24 protein-coding genes and 1 pseudogene are annotated in these 17713 nt (G+C 70.1%); 5 read left to right on the top strand and 20 right to left on the bottom strand.

All coding sequences use genetic code 11. From position 1 onward, the window contains the following. Positions 1–3 precede the first annotated feature (3 nt). The 6 genes from ABIE44_RS07680 to ABIE44_RS07705 all read right to left on the bottom strand — a co-directional run bounded on the left by ABIE44_RS07680 (position 4) and on the right by ABIE44_RS07705 (position 3422). On the bottom strand, positions 4–198 hold the full coding sequence (locus ABIE44_RS07680; protein ID WP_209719908.1) for a hypothetical protein: 195 nt from the start codon (positions 196–198) through the stop codon (positions 4–6). Between the two features lie 82 nt (positions 199–280). Continuing rightward, positions 281–490, bottom strand: coding sequence for a hypothetical protein (locus ABIE44_RS07685; RefSeq protein ID WP_209719905.1), 210 nt, complete (start codon positions 488–490; stop codon positions 281–283). A 170-nt stretch (positions 491–660) separates the two neighbouring features. After that, complete coding sequence (locus ABIE44_RS07690) at positions 661–1269, bottom strand: GDSL-type esterase/lipase family protein (RefSeq protein ID WP_209719902.1); 609 nt, start codon at positions 1267–1269, stop codon at positions 661–663. A gap of 73 nt (positions 1270–1342) precedes the next feature. Further along, positions 1343–1651, bottom strand: coding sequence for a DUF1360 domain-containing protein (locus tag ABIE44_RS07695; RefSeq protein ID WP_502912757.1), 309 nt, complete (start codon positions 1649–1651; stop codon positions 1343–1345). 115 nt (positions 1652–1766) lie between these two features. Beyond that, positions 1767–2249, bottom strand: a complete 483-nt coding sequence (locus ABIE44_RS07700; RefSeq protein WP_209719898.1) for a DUF4383 domain-containing protein — start codon at positions 2247–2249, stop codon at positions 1767–1769. A gap of 252 nt (positions 2250–2501) precedes the next feature. Further along, positions 2502–3422, bottom strand: a complete 921-nt coding sequence (locus ABIE44_RS07705; RefSeq protein WP_209719895.1) for a methylenetetrahydrofolate reductase — start codon at positions 3420–3422, stop codon at positions 2502–2504. Between the two features lie 59 nt (positions 3423–3481). Between ABIE44_RS07705 and ABIE44_RS07710 the strand changes: the two are divergent. Then, positions 3482–3811: pseudogene (locus ABIE44_RS07710) on the top strand (pyridoxamine 5'-phosphate oxidase family protein); the annotation flags it as partial. Between the two features lie 194 nt (positions 3812–4005). Further along, on the top strand, positions 4006–4509 hold the full coding sequence (locus tag ABIE44_RS07715; protein WP_354437919.1) for a DinB family protein: 504 nt from the start codon (positions 4006–4008) through the stop codon (positions 4507–4509). A gap of 3 nt (positions 4510–4512) precedes the next feature. Here ABIE44_RS07715 and ABIE44_RS07720 read toward each other — a convergent pair whose 3' ends face one another. Further along, the gene (locus tag ABIE44_RS07720) at positions 4513–4647 is read right to left on the bottom strand and encodes a hypothetical protein (protein ID WP_354437920.1); all 135 of its coding nucleotides are present in this window, start codon (positions 4645–4647) and stop codon (positions 4513–4515) included. 293 nt (positions 4648–4940) lie between these two features. Here ABIE44_RS07720 and ABIE44_RS07725 point away from each other — a divergent pair, with 293 nt between their 5' ends. After that, entirely contained in the window at positions 4941–6098 is a 1158-nt protein-coding gene (locus ABIE44_RS07725) for a PP2C family protein-serine/threonine phosphatase (RefSeq protein ID WP_209719887.1), read from the top strand. Positions 6099–6125: 27 nt separating this feature from the next. Here the strand turns inward: ABIE44_RS07725 and ABIE44_RS07730 are convergent, their stop codons facing one another. The 10 genes from ABIE44_RS07730 to ssd form a co-directional block, all read right to left on the bottom strand. After that, positions 6126–7076: an SDR family NAD(P)-dependent oxidoreductase gene (locus ABIE44_RS07730; RefSeq protein ID WP_209719884.1), complete on the bottom strand. Its 951-nt coding sequence runs from the start codon at positions 7074–7076 to the stop codon at positions 6126–6128. Then, positions 7073–7813 carry a CPBP family intramembrane glutamic endopeptidase gene (locus ABIE44_RS07735; RefSeq protein WP_209719881.1) on the bottom strand — a complete coding sequence of 247 codons (741 nt, stop codon included), beginning with the start codon at positions 7811–7813 and terminating at the stop codon, positions 7073–7075. Before ABIE44_RS07735 ends, ABIE44_RS07730 begins: the two co-directional genes overlap by 4 nt. Beyond that, a complete protein-coding gene (locus ABIE44_RS07740) occupies positions 7810–8727 on the bottom strand; it encodes an NAD(P)H-binding protein (RefSeq protein WP_354437921.1) in 918 nt (305 codons plus the stop codon). Before ABIE44_RS07740 ends, ABIE44_RS07735 begins: the two co-directional genes overlap by 4 nt. Positions 8728–8765: 38 nt before the next feature. Continuing rightward, positions 8766–9119: an Rv3654c family TadE-like protein gene (locus tag ABIE44_RS07745; protein ID WP_209719879.1), complete on the bottom strand. Its 354-nt coding sequence runs from the start codon at positions 9117–9119 to the stop codon at positions 8766–8768. Next, a complete protein-coding gene (locus tag ABIE44_RS07750) occupies positions 9116–9475 on the bottom strand; it encodes a TadE family type IV pilus minor pilin (protein ID WP_209719876.1) in 360 nt (119 codons plus the stop codon). The genes ABIE44_RS07745 and ABIE44_RS07750 overlap by 4 nt, the downstream gene beginning before the upstream one ends. 59 nt (positions 9476–9534) lie before the next feature. Next, complete coding sequence (locus tag ABIE44_RS07755; RefSeq protein WP_209719873.1) at positions 9535–9726, bottom strand: DUF4244 domain-containing protein; 192 nt, start codon at positions 9724–9726, stop codon at positions 9535–9537. Positions 9727–9870: 144 nt separating this feature from the next. Next, complete coding sequence (locus ABIE44_RS07760) at positions 9871–10587, bottom strand: type II secretion system F family protein (RefSeq protein WP_209719871.1); 717 nt, start codon at positions 10585–10587, stop codon at positions 9871–9873. Further along, positions 10584–11339, bottom strand: coding sequence for a type II secretion system F family protein (locus ABIE44_RS07765; protein ID WP_209719868.1), 756 nt, complete (start codon positions 11337–11339; stop codon positions 10584–10586). The genes ABIE44_RS07760 and ABIE44_RS07765 overlap by 4 nt, the downstream gene beginning before the upstream one ends. Further along, the gene (locus ABIE44_RS07770; protein ID WP_209719865.1) at positions 11336–12490 is read right to left on the bottom strand and encodes a TadA family conjugal transfer-associated ATPase; all 1155 of its coding nucleotides are present in this window, start codon (positions 12488–12490) and stop codon (positions 11336–11338) included. Before ABIE44_RS07770 ends, ABIE44_RS07765 begins: the two co-directional genes overlap by 4 nt. Further along, the gene (gene ssd, locus ABIE44_RS07775) at positions 12487–13542 is read right to left on the bottom strand and encodes a septum site-determining protein Ssd (RefSeq protein WP_209719863.1); all 1056 of its coding nucleotides are present in this window, start codon (positions 13540–13542) and stop codon (positions 12487–12489) included. Before ssd ends, ABIE44_RS07770 begins: the two co-directional genes overlap by 4 nt. Before the next feature lie 133 nt (positions 13543–13675). Here ssd and ABIE44_RS07780 point away from each other — a divergent pair, with 133 nt between their 5' ends. After that, entirely contained in the window at positions 13676–14503 is an 828-nt protein-coding gene (locus ABIE44_RS07780) for an HAD family hydrolase (protein WP_209719859.1), read from the top strand. Beyond that, positions 14500–14949 carry a YdeI/OmpD-associated family protein gene (locus ABIE44_RS07785; protein ID WP_209719856.1) on the top strand — a complete coding sequence of 150 codons (450 nt, stop codon included), beginning with the start codon at positions 14500–14502 and terminating at the stop codon, positions 14947–14949. The genes ABIE44_RS07780 and ABIE44_RS07785 overlap by 4 nt, the downstream gene beginning before the upstream one ends. Before the next feature lie 51 nt (positions 14950–15000). Here ABIE44_RS07785 and ABIE44_RS07790 read toward each other — a convergent pair whose 3' ends face one another. The 3 genes from ABIE44_RS07790 to ABIE44_RS07800 form a co-directional block, all read right to left on the bottom strand. Continuing rightward, the gene (locus ABIE44_RS07790) at positions 15001–16389 is read right to left on the bottom strand and encodes an ABC transporter permease (RefSeq protein WP_209719853.1); all 1389 of its coding nucleotides are present in this window, start codon (positions 16387–16389) and stop codon (positions 15001–15003) included. After that, entirely contained in the window at positions 16386–17141 is a 756-nt protein-coding gene (locus tag ABIE44_RS07795; RefSeq protein ID WP_209719850.1) for an ABC transporter ATP-binding protein, read from the bottom strand. Before ABIE44_RS07795 ends, ABIE44_RS07790 begins: the two co-directional genes overlap by 4 nt. A 380-nt stretch (positions 17142–17521) precedes the next feature. Beyond that, complete coding sequence (locus ABIE44_RS07800; RefSeq protein WP_354438376.1) at positions 17522–17662, bottom strand: response regulator transcription factor; 141 nt, start codon at positions 17660–17662, stop codon at positions 17522–17524. Between the last annotated feature and the right edge of the window lie 51 nt (positions 17663–17713).

The raw sequence follows: 17713 nt of genomic DNA on the forward strand, positions 1-17713 counted from the left end.
GCTTCAGCCCGCGGACGGTCCGGTTTCACGCGCGGTGTCCTTCTCCTCGGACGCGTCGTCCTCGTCGACCATCCCGCCGCCGCTGACCGCCTCGTTCGCGTCCTGGTCGGCCGATGGGGGCTGCGTGTTCGCGGACTTCGTGGGCGTCCCGAGCGAGCCGCCCTCACCGGAACCTGTCGTTGCGTCACCGTCGCTCATGATCCCGCCGTACCCCGATCGGGCTGCTCCACGCGCGAGAAGGACGGGAGTCACCTGCGGGGCCGGTTTGCTGACGACGGAGTCAGTCGGCTGATCCGGCGGCGACGCTCTGACACGCCTGGCACCGCTCGACGGCGGGACCGGCACTGGCCCACCCCTCGGACCCGTGGAATCGACCGCAGTAGGTCTCGTACGCCGCAGGCCCCCGGGAGGGGCTGTCGGCGGCCTTGACCTGGTGGGCGAGGCCGTCCCGGGTGAGGGGGTTCGTGGCCCACCCTGCGAGCTGGGGCATCAGCGCGCGAGCAGGTTGACGAGGACGGTGAGCAGCACGGAGGCGACGACGGAGACGGCGATCATGACCAGACAACCGGCGGCTCCTCCGAGGGGCCGAATCTTGACGGGCGACACAGCAGGGAGGTGCCCGACGGGTCGAGCCTCAAACGCTCCCGCCGCCGGTTGCGCCTAGGTCCGAGCAGCGTGCGCGCGAGCGGCGTCGACGAGGGCCGGAAGTATCGACTCGGCGATGACGGCGTAACCCGCGCTCGACGGGTGGAAACGGTCGGCCGAGAACAGCGCCGGGTCGGCGGCGAACGCCCGTGCCGTGTACCGGTCCGCGTCCGCGACGTGCCCGCCCTCCGCCAGCACGGCTGCAACCTGCTGCGCCCGGAACGCGTCGGAGGCCGCGCGGACGGTGTCGCGCAGGAACGGCGGCACGTGCGGGACCGAGCTCAGGTCCGGAGCCGGAGCGACCACGACCTCGACACCCGCGACCCGTAGCGACCGCACCGCGGTGCGCAGCGCCTCGACAGCGAGCCCCGTTGCCTCGAGGTGGGTGAGGTCGTTGGCCCCGATCACGACGACAGCAAGGTCCGGTTGCCATGCCTGTGCCGCTGCCACCTGCGACGTCAACCCTGAGCTTCGCGCGCCCGGGACCGCGTAGACCCTGGTCTCCGCGTCGAAGCCCCGGACGGACAAGCCGGCCTCGAGGCGGGGCGCCAGCCGGTCCTGCTGCCGCGCGGCGCCCTGGCCCCACGCGATCGAGTCACCCAGTACCGCCAGTCGCACCGTCACTTGGCCATCAGACCAGAGCAGGCCAAAGGCGTCGGAGCGCCTCCTGTTCTTGCGATGCTCGTGACGGACGTCGTCATGCCCGGGGTGGCCTGTCCAACTGCTCGCTGAGGAGTCCGGTGAGGGCAGAGACCGCCAGCGCTCGTGCGGCCATCTCGGTGGCGCCCGGCCATCGGCGACGCCCCAGCGTGAGCGCGGACCCGAACCAGAACGACAGGCACCAGGGGCACTGGAGCAGGTAGGCGACCTTCGACTCGTCGATACCCCCGTACCGCCGCCGGACTCCAGCGCGGAGCGGTTCTGCGACCCGGTCGTCCCGGATGAGCTTGACCATCCGGAACGATGCGAGCGCGTCCGTCAGGAGAGCGGTTGCGGGACTGGACAGCTGGAGCGCACGGGTGACTCCTCACGGGTATTCCTGCTGCGGGCGCCCGCTGGGCCGGGCGCTCTGTCTCCCGGCCGCTGGGACCTCAGGAACACGGAACCCCAGCTGACGCCGGTCACCGTGCGCTGGCCGCCGCGACGTCCTCGACGTCGCGCCGGAAGAGAAGACCGAGGCCCACCATGCCCAGGCCGAGGAACAGGTGCAGCCAGTTGTCGGCCTCGTCCAGCGGCACGAAGTTGGCGTCCGCGTGCCGGTCGACCAGCAGCCCGTACACGGTGAGCACCAGGTAGACGATGCCGCCGCCGATCAGGTAGCCGAATGCCCCCCGTGAGGTCCGGGCGAGGGCGAGGCCCACGACTCCGAAGGCCAGGTGAACCAGGTTGTGCAGGACGGAGACCCCGAAGACTCCGAGGAGCTGGGCGCCCGAGTGGTGCCCGGCGAAGGTGAGGTCGTCGAAGTCGGTCGTGACTCCGGGGATGAAGCCGAGGACCCCGACGAGGAGGAAGGTGGCCGCCACGATGGTCGCGATCGTGCGGATGCGAGCCGGGTCGTGGGACGTGAGATCGGCGGTCGTGGGGTTGCCCAAGTGGCGTGACATGTCGCTACCTCTGTTCCGAGTGAGTGGACCCGGAAGCGCTCATCGACCCGCCCGCGCTCGCGAGCGCGCCTGCGGGCAAAGCCGGATGAGACCCCGGGAGGGATTGCTCCGAGAGGACGGCTGAGCGCCCTCTGCATCGATGACGCCAACGGTCTCAGCGCCTGCAGGGAGACGGCCCGTCATCACCGCTTCGCGGCCGCGCCGGGCACGTCGTACGGTCTCGTACCCGGTCGGCCGGATCTCACCCCTGCACTACGCGCGCAGGTGTGCCAGAAGCTGAGCCGCGAGCTCGACCGACGCCTCGATCTCCTCGCGCCGGATCGAGACGCTCTCCACGTTGAGCCCGAACGGCACGCCGAGCCGCCGGCAGAAGTCGACCAGCTCGATCGCCGTCGCCGCCGCCTGCTCCAGCGAGGCAGCCAGCGGGTCGGTCGTGTGCCGCAGGTCGTTCTCGATCCACCGCGGTACGTCGACCCCGAGCCAGCGCAGGAACTCCAGCGTCTTCATCGACCCGCACACCGAGAATGTGAACACGATCGGCACCGGCGTCAGCCCGCGCTCGGCGCACTCGTAGCGGTAGTCGGAGACGAGGTTCTTGGCTGCGTTGAGGTCGTAGACCACCTGGGTCACGAAGAACCGGCAGCCGGCTTCCTGCTTGGCGATCAGACGCAGGTGCTCGTTCTCTCGGCGGCTGTGCCGCTCGGGGATCGCGACCCCGCCCAGCAGCAGGTCCGGGTTGACCTCGGCGCTCAGCGCCTGCGCATCCCCGAGGGTGACCGACGGCGTCGCTCCGCTCGAGGCAGCGCCGACCATCACCGACAGGGTGCGCTGCGGGTTCTGCTCGGCGATCCACGCCTGCAGGTCCTCCCGCTGGTACTTGCCGACAGCGCGGTAGACGATCACCGGTGTGCGCCACTGCCCCAGGTGCTCGGTCCGGTACGAGGCAGGGTCGACCGTCGGGCTGAACGGGAACGGACGCTCGACCGGGTTGCGCGAGCTCTCGTCGTCGATGTCGTAGAGGACCAGCCCGTCGAGGTCGAGGTGCTCGAGACGTTCGACGGTCGCGCGGGCGATCTCCGGAAGACGCTCCGCCGGCGTCGAGCGGCGCGGCGGGGTGACCGCGAACAGGACGAAGTCTCCCTGGCCGGAGCGGATGCGAGCGGCAATGTCCACCACGCGACCGTACTGGAGCGGGTCGGCGTGGACCTCGGCGAAGGGGGTACCCGACCAGCATGACAACTTCGGAATCGACGTCCCAGGTGGCTCAGCTCGTCAGCAACGCGCGGATCAGCATGTTCACGACGATGACCGCCGACGGGAAGCACGTCAGCCGCCCGATGGCCTTGCAGGCAGCGGAGTTCGACGGCGTGCTCTGGTTCTTCTGCTACGACGACTCCGCCAAGATCGCGGAGATCGCCGAGAACCCCCAGGTGAACGTGTCCTTCGCGGACAAGGACAACAGCACCTGGACGTCGGCTTCGGGCGTCGCCCGTCAGGTCCAGGACAGGGCCAAGGCCGAGCAGCTGTGGTCCCCCGCGCTCGAGGTCTGGTTCCCCGACGGCGTGGAGACCGCGGGGCCTGACCCTGATCTCGGTCGACGTCGAGTCGGTGGAGTACTGGGACTCCCCGAGCAGCAAGGTCAAGCAGCTCGTCGGCGCCGTCCGCGCCGCGGTGACCGGCGACCCGGACAAGTTCCCCGGGACCAACAAGACCGTCGAGCTCTGACACACCGGGCGGCGTGCGCGATGATGCCGGGGTGGACATCATCGCCGAGACCTACACCGTGCACGTCGCCGAGGAGCGCGAGCAGCTCGACGCCTTCCTGACGACGTACCGGCGCGCCCTCAACGAGTCGCTGGACGGCCTGACCGAGGACGAGGCCCGCGCGCAGCTGGTGCCCTCGAAGACCACGCTGCTGGGCCTGGTCAAGCACGCGGCGTACGTCGAGCAGGTCTGGTTCGTCGAGACCCTCACCGGGACGCCGCGCGCCGACCTCGGCCTGCCCCCGACGGTCGACGACTCCTACGACCTCGATCCCGAGGACACGATCGCCGGCATCCAGGCCCGGCACCGCGAGGTGGCGGACGCCTCGGCACGGGCGGTCGCCGGCATGCCGCTGGAGACGGTGCTGACCGGCCACCCGCGCATCGCGGAAGTCACCCTCCGCTGGGTGCTGCTGCACGTCGTGCGCGAGCTGGCGCAGCACGTGGGTCACGCAGAGATCCTGCGTGAGCAGGTCCTCGCGGCCCGCTCCGGCTGACCGCTACTGGTCGTCTGCCGGGGGCTCTCCGGGCTCCTCGGTCGACTGCTGCCGACGGATGCGCAACGCCGCCCACAGGCAGTCCGCGCGACGCTGCGCGCGAGAGGTGAACGTCGATGCTTGGTCTGACTCCGTCATGTGATGCCGCCTAGGTGGAGGGTCGTCTTCGGACGAGTGCGTCCGCCGGCTGCTTGACGAACACACTCTCAGCGATGGCGTACTGCATGACCTTCACCGTGCTGACAACGCTAGGCCTCGGCGGGCAACGCGCAGGCAACGTCAACCCCACGTCCCCGCCACAGCTCGGACCGTCCTGGGGCGCGTTCCCGCTTGGCGCGCGACCAGGGCGGTTTGAAGAAATCCGCTCGTGGCAGGATCTAGGACGACCTCAAGAAATCGGGGTTCCGTCCGCACAGGTGAGTGGGTCCCGGGTGACTTCCCCAACGGCCTCGTTCGACGACGTCCTCGAGAAGCTCCGCGACGAGCTCGGGTCGGACACCGCCAGCCTGCTCCTGCTCGACGAGTCCGGCGAGGTTCTCGAGCCGGCAGCCTCGGCCGGGCTCGGACGGGTCTGGCGCGGCGCGACCCACGTGCGGGTCGGCGCTGGTTTCGCCGGGCGCATCGCCAGCGAACGCGCACCCGTGCTGCTCGACGACGTACGGCCCAGCACCGTCCTCAACCCGGTCCTGCGGCACTCGGGCGTCCGGACGCTGCTGGGCGTCCCGGTCGAGTCCGGCGTACGCCTCCTCGGAGTCCTCCACGTCGGCAGCAAGCAGGCTGATCACGAGTTCACCGCCGCCGACGTCGACCAGCTGAAGGGCAGCGCTGCCGAGATCGCCGAGCGACTCTCCATGAAGGTCGGCACCGACGACCACACGGCGGCCCTCGCGCTGCAGCGCAGCCTGCTGCCCGCTGCTCCCCCGTTGATCGACGGGCTCGACATCGCCGTGCGGTACCTGCCCGCAGACGGCGACCTCGGAGGCGACTGGTACGACGTCTTCACCCTGCCCGACGGGCGGGTGTGCCTGGTGATGGGCGACGTCCAGGGGCACGGCCTCCGCGCCGCCGTGATCATGGGCAGGCTCCGCAGTGCCCTGCGCGCCTACGCCCTGGAGCACAGCGACCCGGCCACGGTGCTCACCCTCCTGGACAGGAAGCTGTGCCACTTCGAGAACAACGCCCTGGCCACCGTTGCCTTCGCGATCACCGAGCCGCCGTACGAGAAGCTGGTCATCTCCCTGGCCGGACATCCGCCGCCGATCATCGCGCGGGCCGGGGACGGGACAGCACACCCCAGCGACCTGTCCACCGACCTGCTTCTCGGCCACCTTCCCGACTTCGAGCGCCACAGCCACACCGTCGACCTGGAGCCCGGGACGGTCGTCGCTCTGCACACCGACGGACTGACCGACGTCAAGCCGACGTTCGTCGGGCACGCCAATCCCTACGAGTACCGGATGACCCGGATCCGTGCAGCCTTCACCTCCGGCATCGACGCGGAGACGGCCTGCGCGAACATCATCGCCGGCGCGCTGGGCGACGACACCCTCCAGGACGACGTGGCCCTCCTGGTCCTCCGGAGGATCTGAACGACGGCTCGCGAGCCAGCGCCGACGTCAGCGCTCGATGCCCGCGGCCTCCGCGACCCAGGTCCACATCCGCTCGACCTCGGCGGGCGTCTCCTCGGTCCCCGACCGGTAGCTGGTCGGGCGCTGCACCCGGTCGTGCCAGAACCCGCCGCCGGCCACGCCGGGCTGGGTCGCGGCCAGCCACACGATCGTGTCGGCACCCTGCTCGGCATCGCGCAGCACCGGCCGGGTGAGGGCACGGAACACCGGCAGCGAGTCGGCGACGCCCGGGGTGTCGGCCCAGCCCGGGTGCATCGCGTGCACGCTGATCCCGTAGTTCTGCCACCGCTGCTGCAGCACCGGGGTCAGCGCGACCTGGATCCGCTTGGAACGCGCGTACGCCGTGGCACCGCGGTAGGTGCCCTCCTCGAAGTCCGGGTCGTCGACCGGCAGCTTCTGCGCGTACATGCCTCCCGAGGAGACCAGGACGACGCGGGCGCCGGAGAGGACCGGACGCAGCAGCTCGGTCATCAGCACCGGACCGAGCACGTGCGTCGCCACCGTCAGCTCGTGACCCTCGGGCGACTCAGTGCGCTCCTCGGGCAGCGAGCCGGCGTTGTGGATCAGCACGTCGACCTGCTGGCCGGTCTCGACGAAACCGCTTGCCCAGCGGCGTACGTCGGCGAGGTCGGAGACGTCGCAGATCTCGAGCTCCAGCCGAGCGCCGGCGATCTGACGGGCGATGTCATCGACCGCAGCCCTGCCGCGCTCCTCGTTGCGGACCAGCAGGTACACGGTCGCGCCGAGGCGCGCGAGTCCGAGCGCAGCAGCCTTGCCGAGACCCGAGTTCGCGCCGGTCACGATCACGCGCTTGCCGTCCATCGATCCCGGGGCCGGGTCGTTCTCGCGCCAGTGCCGCCGACGCAGGCCGTAGCCGATCGCCGAGTACCCACCGAGCAGGCTGCGGTCCAGGATCCGGTCGAGCGTCGACTCGGTCATCGTGACTTCTCCTCGGGGAGCTCGTGCTCGGGCAGGGGCTTGCGGAACAGCGGTGGCAAGAACCGCAGCATCAGTGTGGACCAGGTGAGGTGCGTGATCACCGGCGCCTGCAGACCCCCCGAGGCACGACGCTGCAACCCGAACAACGTGCCCATCACGCCGGCCGCGAGCACGAGCGCCGGATTGCGGGTGGTCGTGGTCGACAGCGTGTAGATCGCCGTCGAGGCGAGCACCGGCTTCTCCGGCAGCGCGGCGTACAGGGCACCGCGGAAGAAGATCTCCTCCCCGATGCCGTTGGCCAGCGTGGTGGCGAGCACGAGCTTGTCGTCGCCCTCGTCGGCGTAGTCGAGGACGCCGGAGATGGCACGGTCCAGCACGGGTATACGCCTCGCGACCAGGGCTGCGCCGTAGAAGGCACCGAACGCGCCGACACCCAGGGCGAGCGGCGTCAGCAACGGACGTCGGAGCTTGTTGTCCGGACCGGGCGTCCACCCCCGGTGCAGCGGACCGGAGGCGAATCCGCCCACGGTCCAGATGCCCGCGACCGCGCCGGTGGTGCCGTAGAAGGCACGCGACCCCGGCTCGGTCGACAGCCCTGCACCGAGCAGTGAGGCGCCGAGAACCGAGGTGCCGGCGACGACCTTGCGGCGGCGTACGACGACGGGGCGCGTCTCGTTCTTCTCGGCTGCCTTCCGGAACAGGTCACGGACCGGGCGCAGCCTCCTCGCGCGGGTCACCGGACCGCGCGCCGTTCTTCGAGGGCGTGCCGGACGGCGTCGTCGTAGCCGGTCAGCTCGAACGGCACCACCTCACGGATGCTGTCGTCGCGGACGATCACCTCGTTGGCCATCGAGTCGACCAGGTTGCGTCCGGTCTCGGTGTCGACGTCGGTGACCAGCGAGAGCCACCGCGAGGACAGGCCGGGAGTGAGCAGCGGGACGGGCACGATCGGCAGGTGCTGGCCCTGGGCTTCGGCGACCCGGGTGAGCATGTCGCGGTACTTCAGCACGTCGGGCCCACCGATCTCGAAGACCCGCCCACGCGCCTCGGCGTTGCCCAGGACCCCGACCAGGTAGCGGACCACGTCGTCGACGGCGATCGGCTGGGTCTTGGTGTTCACCCACTTGGGCGTCACCATCGCCGGCAGGTGCTCGACGAGCTGGCGGGTGATCTCCCAGGAGATGCCGCCGTGCCCGACGATGATGCCCGCGCGCAGCACCGTGACCGGCGCACCGCTCTGGGCGAGCAGCTTCTCGACCTGACGACGGCTGCGCAGGTGCGCCGACAGGTCGTCGTCGTCATCCCCGAGCCCACCGAGGTAGATGATCTGGCCGACGCGCTCCTGCGCTGCCCGGTCACCGAACGCGGCGGCCGCCTTGGCGTCTATCTCCTCGAAATTCTCCGACTCCAACGAGTGCACCAGGTAGTACGCCGCGTCTGCGCCCGCCATTGCCTCCTTCAGAGACTCCGGCTCGCCGACGTCGCCGTAGACCGCGGTGCCCGGGCCGTTGTAGCCGTCCGGCTTCCGCGTCATCACCCGTACGTCGTGCCCGGCTTCGTCGAGGGCAGCCGCCAGGCGCCGCCCCACGAACCCGGTGCCGCCGGCGACGAGAACCGTGGACCTTGTTTTCTTGTCGATTTCCCCACTCACGCGAGGTTCCTTACCCGATTTCCGGTCGTGGCAATCGATCACCTCGACCCCGACGGGCCGGCACGAGCCCGAGCGTGCAGCTCCCGTTGACCGAGCAGGCGGGGAAGACGGATCACGACCGAGACGAGCGTCGAGCCGTTGTCGGACGAGCAGCCGACGAGCTCAGCCGCATTGGCGACCACGATCGATCCCGCCGCGGCGCAGCCGTCTCCACCCGACTGCAGAACCTCCGCTGCGGCCAGCGCGCCGAGATCGGCGGCGGCCTGGGCGCGGCGGTGGCCGACCACCACTGCGGTCGCGCCACAGGCCAGTGCAGCGACGAAGACCAGCACGCCGACCACGACGAGGGCAAGAGTCGTGGCCACGCCGTCCTGGGAGCGCCGGCGGTTCACGGTTCGGCCTGCGCAACCGCTGTACTCCTGGCCGTGAAGCCGGGCAACCCGCCGAACAGACGTGCCGGGCCAGGGATGCGGGCAACCACCTCCACCTCGATGTGCCCCCCGTCGTGGCGGATGGCGAAGACCGCTCCCTCCGGAGCGACCTTGCGGCCATAAACCTCGGCGGTGGCGGGATCCTCGTCCCGAGCCAGTGCGCGGGCGGTTTCTCGTGCCGCGTCAACCGTGCGGACCTGGTTCACGCCAGCAGCGACCAGCCATGCGAGCGCCGCGGCGACCAGGACCAGCACAGGCAGCACCACTGCGGTCTCGGCAGCGACGGCACCGTCCTGATTCTTTCGTCCCCTCATCATGCAACCTCTCCTCGGACCTGGTGGGAGAGCAGGCCCCTGCCCTCCCACCAGCGACCGGCTCAGAAGGGGAGGATCCCCGTGATCTTGTCGAGGACCGTGGTGATCAGCTTCTGACCGACATCACTGGTCAGAACCTTGAACAGGATCCCGGCGAAGCCGACCCCCGCTCCGGTGCACACCGCGTACTCGGCGGTGGTGGCACCGGCCTCGTCCCGGATCATCTGCAGCTTCCGCCGCTCTGCCTTGCGCATCTCGTCTCCCTTGTCGAAGCGCTGCCGCCCCGATGGCGGCAATCTCCTTGCAGAGATGAGATTCCTCGCCTTCGTCGGAGCGTGCGATCGATGTTCCGACAGAGGTGGAGAACACCTGGATCGGTAGCGCTGTGGATGTGCTGGTCAGCCGAAGAGATCGAGGGTGGAGAAGATCCCGACAGTCATCGGGACGATGCCGAGCACCACGAAGGCCGGCAGGAAGCAAGCACCCAGGGGCGCCGACGCGCGAACCTCCACCGTGCGCGCGATCGCTTCGGCACGCTGCTGACTCCCCGCACGCAGGTCCTCCGACAAGCGCTCGACAGCACCGCGAACCGAGGCACCCGACTCGTGTGCCCTCACCAACGTCCTTCCCAGCGGCTGCAGCGCGCCGTCGACGGTTCGCCAGACGGTGACCGGATCGACGCCGAGCAGGAGACGGTGATACGTCCGGCGGAGCTCATCCGCGATAGCGCCGGGAAGCGCCTCAGCGACGTCCAGCACTGCGGTGGTCGAGGAGGATCCGGAGGCCAGCGCGGCTCCGAGCAGGTGAACTGCCACGGGCAGGTCGCGTTCCAGCTCGACGCGTCGCTTCTTTGCGTCCGGACTCTCCACCGCGCCCAGGATCTTCCACGCCACGACGGCGACGGCGACCCCGCCGACCGCCCCGACGAACCCACCGAGGAACGCCCACGCTGCACACCCGACCAGCACTCCGAGCGGGAGACGCCAGATGCGGAGCAGCGACGCGTGCTCCTCCATCACCGGCTCTGCATCTACCTCGACCGCCTTCAGCGTCGGCGCGGCGCGATAGCCGACGAGCAACACCAGGACGACTGCGGCTGTGACGGCGGCGATCATCCTCGAACCCCTTCGGCGATGCGGTCGAGCCACACCAGACCCGCCCAGGTGAGCAGCAATCCGCACGACAAGCAGATCAGTCCTGGAGCCGTGCCGAGGAGGAAGGCGAACGGGTCGCCGCCCGTTCCTCGGGCGAGCACAAGCACACCTAGAGGTAGCAGCGCGAGCATCCTCGCTGTCGCCCGTGCCGACGCGAGCTCTGTCTCCACGAGCTGCGACATCGCCTCAGCCTCCCGCATCGAACGGCTTGCGAGCGAAACCGCGTCGGCCAGACTCGCGCCCGAACGGTGAGCGACCACCCAGGCGGCCGCTACGGTGCGCAGCTCCCCCGCTCCCGGCTGAGCAGCGAGCCTGCGAACTGCGGCGGGGACGTCTCCGCCGAGCCGAGCAGCATCGGCAACCGGGCGGAACTCCGCCCAATCGTCGGCTGCAGCGTCGAGCGCCGTGGTCGGAGGCAGCCCGGATCGAAGATCCGCAGCCATGCCTTCGCACGCGGCAAGTGCGTGACCCGTTCTGCGTGCCGCGGCGACGCGCATCCGCGAGCGCCGCAGCCGACCGACGATGACAGACGCCGTCAGCGCCGCGATCACCACCAAGGGTGGAGGCAGCGAGGGCCCCGCTGCCAGGACCATGACGAAGAGCGCCAGTGGAACGAGTACCCAAGGAGCCGGCGTCGCTCTCGAGGCGGGCCGCGAGGCACCCCAGAGCCCGACGACGAACGACGCGGCCAACGCGGCGATGACGGCTGTCACCGGGCGAGCAACATTTCCAGCCGAGCAAACCCCGGACCGCACTCCGTGCCTTGCTCAGACCCGAACCGGACGGCGGTGAGCACCTCCGCCGTCGCTCCGGTCCGAACGACGACGCCGATCTCCCGCACCGCGCGCTGGCCGGCGGGGCCACGGTCGAGGTGGATGACGGCGTCCACGGCCGAAGCGAGCTGGCTGGCCGCTGCCTCCCTACCAAGGCCGGCGGCCATGGCAAGGCTCTCGATGCGGGCAGGCACATCGCCGGCCGAGTTCGCGTGCAGCGTCCCGCAGCCGCCCTCGTGCCCGGTGTTCATCGCCGCCATCAGGTCCACGACCTCCGCACCGCGGACCTCGCCGACGACCAGCCGATCCGGACGCATCCGCAGTGCTTGCCTGACCAAGGTCCTCAGAGGCACCTCGCCCGCTCCTTCCACGTTCGCCGGTCGTGACTCGAGCGCGACCACGTGGGGATGTTGGGGCCGCAGCTCGCTGGCATCCTCGACCAGCACGATGCGGTGCGCCGGATCGACGAGCGAGAGCAGAGCGCCGAGCAGCGTCGTCTTGCCCGTGCCGGTTCCACCGGTCACCAGGAAAGCGAGACGACGAGCCACGACCTGCCGGAGCAAGGCGGCCCCGTCAGAGCTGATCGCGCCGGATGCTTCGATCGCCGCGAGGTCGAGCGTGCGCCGGCTCGGGACCCGCAAGGAGATCATCGTTCCGGGCCGCGCGATCGGATGGAGGACCGCGTGGAAGCGGGTGCCGTCCGGCAGTCGGAGGTCGACGTACGGCGATGCCGTGTCCAACCTGCGGCCGCCGACGGTGGCGAGCCTTTGGGCGAGCCGACGTACGGCGTCCTCGTCGTCAAACCTGACCGAGGTGAGCTCGAGGCCCTGACCGCGGTCGATCCACACCTCCTCCGCACCGTTGACCAGCACGTCAGTGACACCGGGCAGGGCGAGCAGGTCTTCGAGAGGCCCTGCCCCCAGGACGTCGCGCCTCAGTGCGTCGTGCACCGCCAGCACTTCCGCATCCCCGACCGGCCTCCCTCGCTGCCGCAGCGCTCGAGCGACCTGGTGCGGAGTGACCTCTGAGCCGGTCCGCGCGAGCTCGTCCCGCACGGCACTGAGGCTGTCCGGAGGAACACCTCCGTTCACGACGCCGCCTCCAGAGCGAGCACCCCGGAGACCTGCCTAGCCGCCTTCGCCAACGGGCCGCGACCTGCGCGCAACGGCCCGAGTCCCAGACTCACCGACTCGTCGAGCCTGCGCTGGTCGGGCATCCTGTGCCAGACCGGAAGCCCCAGGAGGTGCTCGACCGCCACGTCCTGGATCCCGCCACGACCCCGGATCACTACTCCGGTCCGGTCCGCCGGGAGGCGGCGCGCGACCAGGGCGGCCGCGGCCAGGCCCGGCACGGTCATCGAGCTGACCAGGACGACGTGGTCGCACCGAGCGAGCACCTCGTCACCGATCGGATCCGGCGCCCGAGGCAGGTCGATCACCACGACCTGATGACCGCGACGACCCGCCGAGAGTGCGGATCGAACGGTCTGCGCGGACAGCGAGGCGGCCCGGTCCGCGGACCAGCAGAGAACCGAGAGCGAGCCTCGTCGGGGCAGCGCGTCGCGCAGCGAGCGGGCACTGAACCTCCCTGCCGCCTCGGCGAGCTGCTCCCAGCGGATCCCGTCAGTGGCCTCCACCCCGATTACCCGGTCGACTCCGCCTCCGTAGGGATCGAGGTCGACGAGCATCGTGTCCGACCCTGACGCGCACGAGACGGCGAGCGCCGCCGCGAACGTGGTGGACCCGACTCCACCTGAGCCTCCGACGACGCCGACCATCACTCCCGGTTCACTCTCGCCGGCAACCGCGTCGCTGAGCAGATCGGCCAGCTGTCGCTCCGCCAGGGGCAGCTCCAGCACCGTCGAAGCCCCGCACACGAGCGCCGTGCGGAAGACCTCGTCGCGCAAGTCACCGAGGCCGACGACGTGTACGGCGGCTCGACGCAGCGGCGCGAGCTCCGCGAGCGGGTCGAGCTGATCGACGCCCACCAGCACCAGCGGTGCGGACGACCAGCTGGTCAACGCGTCCCGCGTGTCCCGCACGAATTCGGGGACGACGCCAGCGGCAGCTGCCGCCCTGGTCAGGTACGCCGTCAGGGACTCGTCATCGGTGACCACCAGGGGGCCTCTGAAGGGGAGCTGCATCGTGTGACCGTCGTCTGCAGCGCATTCCCCGAGCTCGCCGTGGACGTTCGACTGTGGAGAGGCCCTGCTCTCTCCAGCCTGTGGAAGGCACCAATGCGCCACGGGCGAGTGCGTGCATCCCTAGACTCAAAGCATGGGCCCGACCGGATCGAGCAGCGCTCGGCCCACGGCTGCCTTCTTCGACCTCGACAAGACCATCATCGCCAAGTCGAGCACCTTCGCGTTCTCGCGGGAGTTCCAGGCTGGCGGACTGATCTCACGCGGGGCCGTGCTGCGCTCGGCGTACGCGCAGTTCGTCTACATGGTCGGCGGGGCTGACCACGACCAGATGGAGAAGATGCGGCAGATGATGTCGCAGCTCTGCACCGGCTGGGACGTGCAGACCGTCACCGACATCGTCGCCGACACCTTGCACAACATCGTCGACCCGCTCGTGTACGACGAGGCCGTGAGCCTCATCGAGGAGCACCACGCTGCCGGGCGCGACGTCATCATCGTCTCCACCTCCGGGGCGGAGATGGTCGAGCCGATCGGCGCGATGCTCGGGGCGGACCACGTGGTCGCCACCCGGATGGAGGTCTCGCCGGAAGGCAAGTACACCGGCAAGATCCGCTTCTACGCCTACGCCGAGAACAAGGCCAAGGCGGTGCGCGACCTGGCTCGCAAGCGCGGGTACGACCTGGACGGCTCGTACGCCTACAGCGACTCGGTCACCGACGTCACGATGCTCGAGGCCGTCGGCCACCCGTTCGCGGTGAACCCGGACAAGGAGCTGCGCAAGGTCGCCAAGGAGAAGGGGTGGCCGGTGCTGGTGTTCGAGCGTCCCGTCGCCCTGGGCAGCCGGGTGAAGCTGCCGCCGGCCAAGCCGACACTGGCTGCGCTCGCGATCGCGGGCGCGGCGGGGATCGGCGCTGCGGTGTGGGTGAACGCGCGCAAGGCGAAGCGAGCACACTCGGCATGAGCGTCCAGACCTTCCGAACCGTCCTGGCATCCATGGGCGGCAACAACGTGGCCATCGTCGTCCCCGACGAGGTCGTCGCCGCGTTCGACCACGGCAAGCGGGTGCCGGTGACTGTGACCATCGACGGCGACTACACCTACGCCAACACGATCTCCTCGATGGGCGGAAGGTTCCTGCTCTCGTTCAACGCCGAGACCCGCAAGGCGACCGGACGTGCGGCCGGTGACGAGGTCGAGGTGACGCTGACCCTCGACGACGCACCCCGAACTGTTGAAGTGCCCGAGGCCCTCGCTGCGGCACTGAAGGGCGACAAAGCGGCGACCGCGGCTTGGGAGAAGCTCAGCTACTCCAAGCAGAAGGAGCATGCCCGCCAGGTCGAGACGGCCAAGGCGGAGGACACCCGGGCTCGACGTGTCGCGAAGGTCATCGAGGCGCTCACCGGATGAGTCGTGTGCCTGAGGGCGCGCTCTAGCGCGCGCTGAGGCACACAACTCGACTCATCGGGCACGCAACGCATCCGCTGGAGCGATCCGCACCGCCCGCCGCGCCGGCGCCAACGACGAGACCACCACGAGTGCTGCAGCCGCGACGACGATCGTGCCGAGCACGACCCACGGCGTACCCCAGATGAATCCGTCGTGGCGCGAGCCGGTGATCGATTGCGCACCGAGCGATCCGAACGCGAGTCCCAGGCCGACGCCGAGCGCGATCGCGGAGCAGGCGAGCGCGACGGCTTCGCGCACCACCATGGAACGAACCTGCGAGCCGGTGAAGCCGAGCGCGCGGAGCACGCCGATCTCGCGACTGCGCTCGATGACCGCCAAGGACATGGTGCTCACGAACCCGACCGCCGCAATCACGGCAGACATCAGGATCACCGCGACCATGACAGCGGTGACCGTGGACAAGATGGTGACGGCCTCGTGCCGCTGCGCCGCCGTGCCGGGTTGAGCCAGCACGTTGCGGCGTAGGGCGTCGGTACCCGAGGCCGTCGTGGTCACCAGGGTTACTCCGATGACCAAGCCCATCGTCGCGCGGGTGGTCCGCAGTGGATTGGTCACGGCATTGCGCCGGGCGATGCGCGCCTCGGTCCGGTTGCCCAGCAGGCGACCGAGCGCGCCGACGGCAGCAGGGATCACCAAGCGGGCGCCGGACAGCAGACCCGTGCCGGCGGTAGCCGCACCGAGGAACGCGACCAGGAACCCGATCGGGGTCGTGCCGGACTCCCCCGACCAGCCGGCCAGCAGCAGGAGCACCGCACCCGCGCCGATGATCGTCAGTGCGAGCCGCGCGCGGACCGTGCGCGGCTGTGCTTCCGGAGCCGGCGCGGCGGCGCCGACCATGCCCGCAGCGGGCGAGACCTTGAGGACCCCACGAGCACCGAGGCGGGCGGCCAAGAACGTCATCACCACGACGGCGGCAAGCGGAAGCACCAGCCACGTACTGAGGACCGGGTAGTCCAGGTCTTTCAAATCGCCGCGCGCCACGAGGATCAACCGGAGCACCGTGGCGATGGCAACGCCGACGGTGGTGCCCAGGACGGCTCCTCCGAGCGCGACGACCGTCGTGCGTCGTACGACGGCCGAGCGCAGGGATGTGGCCGAGGCGCCCAGCAACCTCAGCAAAGCGATCCGCGGGAGCAACCCGGCCAGGACGGTGTCGACGCAGTTCACGATCACCACCGCGGAGACGTAGATCGCGAGCAGGATGAACACCGTCGAGACCACCGCCAGGATGGCGCCGAGCCCCCCGCCGGACGCGTCGCTGTTCACCGAGAAGTACGCGCTGCACATGATCAGCAACGCCGCGTAGGCACCGCACAGGCCCGCCACCAGGGCTATCGTCCCGAGCTGGCGCACCGACCCGAGGATCAACGACGCCCTCACGCGGCACCGACCTCGAGGTTGATGAGCAACGAGGAGATCTGCTCGGCGGTGCAGCGTCCGTGGTCGCCGACGATCCGGCCGTCGGCGATGAGCAGGATCCGATCGGCGCGCGACGCCGCGACCGGGTCGTGGCTGACCATCACGATCGTCTGGCGGTAGTCGTCGACGGCGGTGCGCAGCAGGTCGAGCACCTCGCGCGAGGACCGGGTGTCGAGGTTGCCGGTCGGCTCGTCGGCGATCACGACGCTCGGGCGCGAGGCGAGTGCGCGCGCGATCGCGACCCGCTGCTGCTGGCCGCCGGACAGCTCCGCGGGACGGTGGTCGCGGCGCTCGGCGATCCCGAGCTCGGACAGGAGCCGGTCGATCCAGGCGACGTCCTCGGGACGCAGCTTGCGGCCGGCGAGGTCGAACGGCAGCAGCACGTTCTCGTACGCCGTCAGGGTCGGCACCAGGTTGAACGCCTGGAAGACGAAGCCCACGTGGGTACGTCGCAGGATCGTGCGGTGCTCGTCATCGAGCCGGTGCAGCGGGTGCTCGGCCAGCCAGACCTCGCCGGACGTCGGGTCGTCCAGGCCGGCCGCGAGGTTCATCAGCGTGGACTTGCCTGAGCCCGACGGCCCCATGACGGCGGTGAGCTGGCCGGCGTGGATGTCCACGGTGACCTGGTCGAGAGCGAGGACCGGCGAGGTGGTCGATCCGTAGGACTTGGTGGCGGCCCGAAAGGAGAGGACGGGCGGGAGGTTCGTGTTCATGGTTTCCACGCTAGGGACGGCGTGGGGCGGGGAAATCAGGCGCGAGACAGGAGTTGACGTACCTCTCGAGAAGTAGGTCGCCGCGTCTCGGCAGGCTCGACACCCGGGGGCACCGCGTCTCGGCAAGCTCGACACCCGGGGGCACTGCGTCTCGGCAAGCTCGACGACCCGGGCACCGCGTCTCGGCAAGCTCGACGACCCGGGGGCACCGCGTCTCGGCAAGCTCGACGACCCGGGCACCGCGTCTCGGCAAGCTCGACGACCCGGGGGCACCGCGTCTCGGCAAGCTCGACGACCCGGGGGCACCGCGTCTCGGCAGGCTCGACACCCGGGGGCACCGCGTCTCGGCAAGCTCGACACCCGGGACGCTCGATGAGCGGCTACGTCAGGCCGTGCTCGTACGCGTACACGACCAGCTGCACCCGGTCCCGCAGACCCAGCTTCATGAGGATCCGCGAGACGTGCACCTTCACCGTGCCGACCGCGAGGAACTCGGCCTCGGCAATCTCGGCGTTCGACAACCCTTCTGCCGCGCGGCGCAAGATCTCGCGCTCGCGTTCGGTGAGGTCGTC

The organism is Marmoricola sp. OAE513 (assembly GCF_040546585.1).
Taxonomy (GTDB): domain Bacteria; phylum Actinomycetota; class Actinomycetes; order Propionibacteriales; family Nocardioidaceae; genus Marmoricola.

Excerpts from the sequence above, each read along its gene's own strand:
- ABIE44_RS07680 (WP_209719908.1), bottom strand. The coding sequence starts at position 198 with ATGAGCGACGGTGACGCAACGACAGGTTCCGGTGAGGGCGGCTCGCTC.
- ABIE44_RS07685 (WP_209719905.1), bottom strand. The coding sequence starts at position 490 with ATGCCCCAGCTCGCAGGGTGGGCCACGAACCCCCTCACCCGGGACGGC.
- ABIE44_RS07700 (WP_209719898.1), bottom strand. The coding sequence starts at position 2,249 with ATGTCACGCCACTTGGGCAACCCCACGACCGCCGATCTCACGTCCCAC.
- ABIE44_RS07720 (WP_354437920.1), bottom strand. The coding sequence starts at position 4,647 with ATGACGGAGTCAGACCAAGCATCGACGTTCACCTCTCGCGCGCAGCGT.
- ABIE44_RS07730 (WP_209719884.1), bottom strand. The coding sequence starts at position 7,076 with ATGACCGAGTCGACGCTCGACCGGATCCTGGACCGCAGCCTGCTCGGT.
- ABIE44_RS07750 (WP_209719876.1), bottom strand. The coding sequence starts at position 9,475 with ATGATGAGGGGACGAAAGAATCAGGACGGTGCCGTCGCTGCCGAGACC.
- ABIE44_RS07755 (WP_209719873.1), bottom strand. The coding sequence starts at position 9,726 with ATGCGCAAGGCAGAGCGGCGGAAGCTGCAGATGATCCGGGACGAGGCC.
- ABIE44_RS07760 (WP_209719871.1), bottom strand. The coding sequence starts at position 10,587 with ATGATCGCCGCCGTCACAGCCGCAGTCGTCCTGGTGTTGCTCGTCGGC.
- ssd (WP_209719863.1), bottom strand. The coding sequence starts at position 13,542 with ATGCAGCTCCCCTTCAGAGGCCCCCTGGTGGTCACCGATGACGAGTCC.
- ABIE44_RS07780 (WP_209719859.1), top strand. The coding sequence starts at position 13,676 with ATGGGCCCGACCGGATCGAGCAGCGCTCGGCCCACGGCTGCCTTCTTC.
- ABIE44_RS07785 (WP_209719856.1), top strand. The coding sequence starts at position 14,500 with ATGAGCGTCCAGACCTTCCGAACCGTCCTGGCATCCATGGGCGGCAAC.
- ABIE44_RS07795 (WP_209719850.1), bottom strand. The coding sequence starts at position 17,141 with ATGAACACGAACCTCCCGCCCGTCCTCTCCTTTCGGGCCGCCACCAAG.